The organism is Silvimonas sp. JCM 19000 (assembly GCF_054652575.1).
On sequence record NZ_BAAIHC010000031.1, the window covers coordinates 40,405 to 46,932 of the forward strand.

The 6,528-nt window shown below is 61.7% G+C and carries 5 protein-coding genes; all 5 read right to left on the bottom strand.

Annotation, left to right across the window (positions count from 1 at the left end; all coding sequences use genetic code 11):
• Position 1: 1 nt before the first annotated feature.
• The 5 genes from ACYQ1A_RS19560 to recQ all read right to left on the bottom strand — a co-directional run bounded on the left by ACYQ1A_RS19560 (position 2) and on the right by recQ (position 6,316).
• The gene (locus ACYQ1A_RS19560) at positions 2-646 is read right to left on the bottom strand and encodes a putative metalloprotease CJM1_0395 family protein (RefSeq protein WP_499364880.1); all 645 of its coding nucleotides are present in this window, start codon (positions 644-646) and stop codon (positions 2-4) included.
• Positions 647-775: 129 nt separating this feature from the next.
• Positions 776-2,800, bottom strand: coding sequence for an ATP-dependent DNA helicase RecG (gene recG / locus ACYQ1A_RS19565; protein WP_499364882.1), 2,025 nt, complete (start codon positions 2,798-2,800; stop codon positions 776-778).
• 86 nt (positions 2,801-2,886) lie between these two features.
• Positions 2,887-3,816: a patatin-like phospholipase family protein gene (locus ACYQ1A_RS19570; protein ID WP_062224966.1), complete on the bottom strand. Its 930-nt coding sequence runs from the start codon at positions 3,814-3,816 to the stop codon at positions 2,887-2,889.
• Positions 3,813-4,520: a tRNA (N6-threonylcarbamoyladenosine(37)-N6)-methyltransferase TrmO gene (gene tsaA, locus ACYQ1A_RS19575; protein ID WP_062224967.1), complete on the bottom strand. Its 708-nt coding sequence runs from the start codon at positions 4,518-4,520 to the stop codon at positions 3,813-3,815. The genes ACYQ1A_RS19570 and tsaA overlap by 4 nt, the downstream gene beginning before the upstream one ends.
• A gap of 5 nt (positions 4,521-4,525) precedes the next feature.
• Positions 4,526-6,316, bottom strand: a complete 1,791-nt coding sequence (gene recQ / locus ACYQ1A_RS19580; RefSeq protein WP_499364886.1) for a DNA helicase RecQ — start codon at positions 6,314-6,316, stop codon at positions 4,526-4,528.
• Positions 6,317-6,528 lie beyond the last annotated feature (212 nt).

Below are 6,528 nucleotides of genomic sequence, written 5' to 3' on the forward strand. Positions count from 1 at the left end.
CTTAAGCGCTGGCGCTGAATAGCGACTGGCTGATCTGATCGCTGGGCTGATAAGCACCCGCCACTTGCTGGCCTTTGCTGCCGCGCGCGCTGATCTCGGCTTGGGCTTGTGCTTCCATCGCGCGCGCCTGCGCGGCCACGGCGATATCCTGGCCCGACGGTTGCGACGGCGCTAACGCCGCGGCCTGAATAATCCGCGCCTTGCGGATGGTCTCTTCGGGCGTGCGGCCCGGGCTCACATCGACCGACACATCGCCGCCATTGGCGTATTGCTTGCCATCGGGCCCGGTGGTCATCTTGTAATTGGCGCCGCTGGTGGCCAAGGCGCCGGCCGCAGCCAGATGCGCTTGTTCGTGCGCCCGCGTTTCCTTATCGATTTTGACTAGCTGATCGACCTCGGCTTGTTGCGATTTGCTCAGCGGATCGCCCGTGGGGGTTTTGCCGGTGGTGGCGCTACTGCTGTTGGCGCTGGCTTTGTTGGTGTCGGATGGTGCCGAGCCGGTCGCTTGGGTAGCGCTGTTTGCACTGGCCGGGGCACCCGAGGAGGCACTGCTCGTCGCGCTGCTTTGTTGCGCGCGCGCGGCCGCCACCGTGCTGGCTTGCAGCAGGCTGGTCATTTCGGACGGGTTGGCGGCGGCGGAAATCATGTTGCAATTTTAGTAAAAATTCACGCTTCTGACTCGGGTTTGTCAGCGTGTTATCAGCTTTTGCGCTGCCGTGTGTCGTTTTGTATCGACTGTCGGGCCATTTGCGCCTGCCTCAGCGCCACCTTTGCGTTAAACCTTGAGCAGCATCTCGCGGCCGGGCAGCCAGCGGTCGAGGTGGGCAATCGCGATGGCGGGCTGGGTGGCCAGCAACTGCTCGGCGGTTTCGCGCGCCACGTCGAGCAGATCGGCGTCTTTTTCCAGATCCGCAAAGCGCAGCATCGGCACGCCCGATTGGCGCACGCCGGCCAGTTCGCCGGGGCCACGCAACTCCATGTCCTGGCGCGCAATTTCAAAGCCGTCGGTGTTCTCGTAAATCACCCGCAGGCGTGATTTGGCCAGGTCGCCCAGCGGCGTGCTGTACAGCAACACGCACAAAGACGCGTGCGCGCCACGGCCGACGCGGCCACGCAACTGGTGCAATTGCGCCAGGCCCATGCGCTCGGCGTGCTCGATCACCATCAGGCTGGCATTGGGCACATCCACGCCCACTTCAATCACGGTGGTGGCCACCAACACCTGGATTTCATTCTTGATAAAGCCATCCATCACGGCGGCCTTTTCATCCGGCTTCATGCGGCCATGGATCAGGCCCACGGCAATACCATTCAATTCTTCGGTCAGTTGCGCGTGGGTATCGACCGCGGTCTGCAATTGCAGCGCTTCGGATTCCTCGATCAGCGGGCACACCCAATACACCTGGCGGCCTTCTTCTACCTTGGCGGCGATGCGCTCGGTGACTTCATCGCGGCGCGCATCCGAAATCAGCTTGGTCACAATCGGCGTACGGCCCGGCGGCAGTTCGTCGATGACGCTGACGTCCAGATCGGCGTAGAAGCTCATCGCCAGCGTGCGCGGAATCGGCGTGGCCGACATCATCAGTTGATGCGGGCCATTGCCTTTTTCGCGTAATGCCAGTCGCTGCGCGACGCCAAAGCGATGTTGCTCATCCACGATGGCGAGGCCCAGGTTGGCAAACTCCACCTGGCTCTGAAACAGCGCGTGTGTGCCGACAATCAAGGGCGCAGTACCGAGCGCGGCGTCTTCCAGCGCGGCGCGTTTGGCCTTGGCTTTAAGACTGCCCGCCAGCCACGCCACCCGGATATTCAGCGGCTCCAGCCACGTCGCCAGTTTGCGATAGTGCTGCTCGGCCAGAATTTCGGTCGGGGCCAGCAAGGCCACCTGGTAACCGGCCTCGATGGCATGGCAGGCCGCCAAGGCGGCAACAATGGTCTTGCCTGCGCCCACATCGCCTTGCAGCAAGCGCTGCATCGGATGTGGCTGTGCCAGGTCGTGTTCAATTTCGAGCAGCACGCGTTGCTGCGCGCCGGTCAGGCCGAAGGGCAAACTGGCCAGCAACTTGCGCGCCAGTTCGCCTTTGGGGGCGATCTGCGGCGCGTTTTTTTCGCGCCGTACCGCGCGTGCCATGCGCAGGCTGAGCTGCTGCGCCAGCAACTCATCAAACTTGAGGCGCTGCCACGCCGGATGCGTGCGCTCGGTCAGCTGGATATTCGGAATATCTGGCGTGGGGGCGTGCAGCAGTTTAACGCTGGGGGCAAACGCAGGCAGGCCCAGCGGTTCGAGGATTTCGGGGGGGAGGGTATCGCGCAAGTCGCTGGCAGCCAGCGCCTGATGGATCAGCTTGGCGATCTGATGCTGCGCCATCCCCGCGGTGGTGGGGTACACCGGGCTGAGCGCCTCGCTCAGGCTGTTGTTCTCGCCCACGGTTTTGATCTTGGGATGGACCATTTCGTCGCCCCAAAAGCCGTGGCGGATTTCACCATACAAACGCACGCGGTTGCCCACGGCCAGTTGCTTGGCCTGGCTGGGATAAAAGTGGATCAGCCGCACAATCAGCTTGCCGCTGTCATCGGCCACGCGCGCTACCAGCTGGCGGCGCGGGCGGAATTGCACATCGCAACTGAGCACTTCGCCTTCAACCAGCGAGGGCGCGCCAAACAGGGCGTCGCGGATGGGCACCAGCTGCGTTTCGTCTTCATAACGCAGCGGCAGATGCAACACCAGGTCGAACGGACGCAGCAGGCCCAGTTTGGCCAGCCGCGAGGATACCGCCGGAGTGAGTTGCGCAAAGTCCATATTGAGAACGGCCGTTCTATGTGGCCGCTAATGTACGGGCAAAGCCAGCGCGCTGCAAGCCGCGCGGCTTGCGGGCGCCAGCTGCGTCAGGGCTTGCTGGCTTGCTGTTTCTTCAGTAATTCAACGCGTTTGGCTTCGATGGCTTTGCGGATTTCCGGCAAAGCAGCCAAGGCGGCACGCTCGCCTTCCATGATGGCGATGTTCTTCTGATCAAAATCGGTCGGGCCGATCTTGCCGACATTGGGGCGGATGATGACGTCGGCGCGCGTCATTTCTTGCTGGCCTAGGGTCTGGCCCATGATGGCGATCGATTGGGTGACGATATTGACCATGCCGCCGGGCGCTTTGCCGTTGGCTTTGGCCGAGATATCGACCGCGATGACCACATCAGCGCCGAGCTCACGCGCGGCATCAACCGGCACCGGGCTGACCACGCCGCCGTCCACATAGTGTTTGCCATTGATTACCACCGGCTCGAACACGCCCGGAATGCTGCTGGAGGCCCGTACCGCCATTCCGGTATTGCCACGCACAAACACCGTGCGCTTGCCGGTTTCCAGTTCGGTGGCGACGGCGGCGAAGGGCTTGTTCAGCTTGTCCAGCGTGCGGCCCTTGACCAGTTGATTGACGTAATCCTGCAGTTTCTGGCCTTTGACCAGGCCGCCGGATAGCAGGCTGACATCGCGGATGGCGCCTTCATCCAGCGCAAACGAACTGGTCTGCAAGTCATACGGCCCCATGCCGCTGGCGTACAGGCTGCCCACCACGCTGCCCGCGCTGGTGCCAGCCACCACATCGGGCGTAAAGCCGTTGACTTCGAGCATCTTGATCACGCCGATATGGGCAAAGCCTTTGGCTGCGCCGCCACCCAGGGCCAGGCCGATACGGATTTTGATGGGCGGGGCGACGGTTGCCTGCGGCGGAGGCGTGACAGGGGTTTTAGCGGTGGTACAGGCGGCCAGCAGGGCGGCCAATAGCAAAGGCGCGCACCACAGGCGCGGGGCAAACAAGGTCATAACGAGTCCAGAGATTCAACAAAGGCACTTTGGCCGTCGCAGCGCCATTTGACATCCAGCGTGTACAGGCGGATGCCATAAAGTCGCGCCGGATCATCGGCATAGGCCGGACGCGGGTCTTGCGTCAGCACGTCGACGATCAGTGCGCGTAATTGCGGATATTGCTGTTGCAGCTGGTGGCACTGTTGCTCGGCCAGCTGGCTAAAGACCACCTGCAAACGCGCCGGTTCACCCGACACAAAGCCACTGCGCGCATCCGGTTGGCTTTCGACGTACGGAATATACGGCTTGATATCGAGAATGGGCGTGCCGTCGACCAGATCAACGCCACTGAACGTCAGCACGACGCCCGCGTCGGTCTGCACCGACTGCAATTGCACCAGCGACAAGCCCAGCGGATTCGGGCGGAACGGGGAACGGCAGGCAAACACGCCGATGCGCTGATTGCCGCCCAGGCGCGGCGGGCGCACGGTCGGGCTCCATTGGCCAGCGGTCTGGTGGAACACAAAAGTCAGCCAGACATGGCTGAATTCTTCCAGCCCGCGCACCGCTTCAGCGCGATCGTAGGGCGGCAACAGCTTGAGCACGCCGGTGGCATGCGGGGCGAGGGTGGGCTGGCGCGGAATGCCGAATTTGTCGGCAAACGGCGTTTGCAGAAAGCCTATGGGCTGGAAGGTATAACCCGTCGGGTCAGCGGCAGTCATGGGGTTTATGCGGTGGTCTGATTGGCGATGACGGCGAGGAAATCATCGCCGTATTTTTCAAGCTTGCGATCGCCTACGCCCGAGATCCGTGCCATCTCGTAATGATCAGCCGGGCGCAAGCGCACCATTTCTTTGAGCGTGGCGTCGCCAAAGATCACATAGGCCGGCACGTTCTGCTCGTCGGCCAGCTCTTTGCGCCGCCGCCGCAGCGCGGCCCACAACATCTTGTCTTCGGGTTCGAGGAATTCGGTGCGGTCTTTTTCTTTGACGCGGAATTTTTCGGTGCGGGCGCGCAACTGCAGTTGCGCTTCACCGCGCAAAAACGGCCGCGCCTGGTCGGTGAGCGACAAGCCGCCAAAGCCATCGGCGCTGACTTGCAGCGCGCCTTGCGCCAGCAACTGGCGGTAGATGGCGCGCCAGGTGCTTTCGTCTACGTCTTTGCCGATGCCGAAAGTGGAAAGCTGATCGTGTTTCCAGTCCTGCACTTTGGCGTTGACCTTGCCTTGCAGCACGTCAATCAGATGGCCCACACCAAAACGGTTGCCAGTGCGAAACACGCATGACAGGGCTTTTTGCGCGGCCTCGGTCATATCGGTGAGCGCAGGCGGGTTCAGGCAGTTATCGCAATTGCCACAAGGCTGGATCTGCTCGCCGAAATAGCCCAACAAAGTAACGCGACGGCAGGTGGTGGTTTCGCACAGGCCCAGCATGGCGTCGAGCTTGCGCCGCTCCAGTTGCTTCTGGGTGTCTTCGCTATTGCCTTGCTCGATCATGCCGGTAAGCATGATCACGTCATTAAGCCCGTACGCCATCCAGGCGCTGGCTGGCAGGCCGTCGCGGCCAGCGCGGCCGGTTTCCTGATAATAGTTTTCGATGGATTTGGGCAAATCCAGATGCGCCACAAAGCGTACGTCAGGCTTGTCGATGCCCATGCCAAACGCGATGGTGGCCACCATGACGATGCCTTCTTCGCGCAAAAACAGCTGCTGGTGTTTGGTGCGCGTGGCGGCATCCAGACCCGCATGGTAGGGCAGGGCGCGGATTTCTTTTTCGCGCAGCCAGTTGGCCGTGTCTTCCACCTTTTTGCGCGACATGCAGTACACGATGCCGGCATCGCCTTCGTGCTCGCGCCGCAAAAACGTCAGCAGCTGATCGCGCGCGTTTTTCTTTTCGACGATGGCGTAGCGCAGGTTAGGGCGGTCAAAACTGGTGACAAACTGGCGCGCGGTTTCCAGGCGCAAACGCGTGACAATTTCGCCGCGCGTGGCGTGGTCGGCGGTGGCGGTCAGCGCAATGCGCGGCACGCCAGGAAATTCATCGGCCAGTACCGACAGGCCTAGATATTCCGGGCGGAAATCATGGCCCCATTGCGAGACGCAATGCGCTTCGTCAATGGCAAACAGCGAAATCTGCGCGCGTGCCAGCAGGTTCTTGAACCACGCGGTAACCAGACGCTCGGGTGCCACATACAGCAGTTTGAGTTCGCCGTTAACAAAGGCACGTTCGACTGCGCGGGCTTGTTCGCTATCGAGGGTGGAATTCAGAAAGGCTGCGGCGACGCCGAGTTCTTTGAGGGTATCAACCTGATCCTGCATCAGTGCAATCAGCGGCGAAACCACCACGGCGCAACCGGGCCGGCACAGTGCCGGAATCTGATAACACAACGATTTGCCGCCCCCGGTGGGCATCAGCACCAGCGCATCGCCCCCATCGGTTAGATGCTGCACGATCTCGCCCTGCATGCCGCGAAACGCGCGGTAGCCGAAGACGTGTTCTAACTGTTCAAGGGGGGACATAAAGGCAGCATGGGGGCACGGCGGGAAAGCGGTGATTGTACCTTGTGTTGGGGTGGGGCGGGGATCACGTCGGGCTATTGGAGGAGGGGGGGGCGCTGCGCGTGTGGATGGGTTGTTGTCTGGCTTTGCTGGATCCTGCCACTCTTAATGGCTTTAGCCTGCGGCGCAGGTTTTGATGTTCAGTTTGCGCTGAACAAACCCTTAACCGCTTA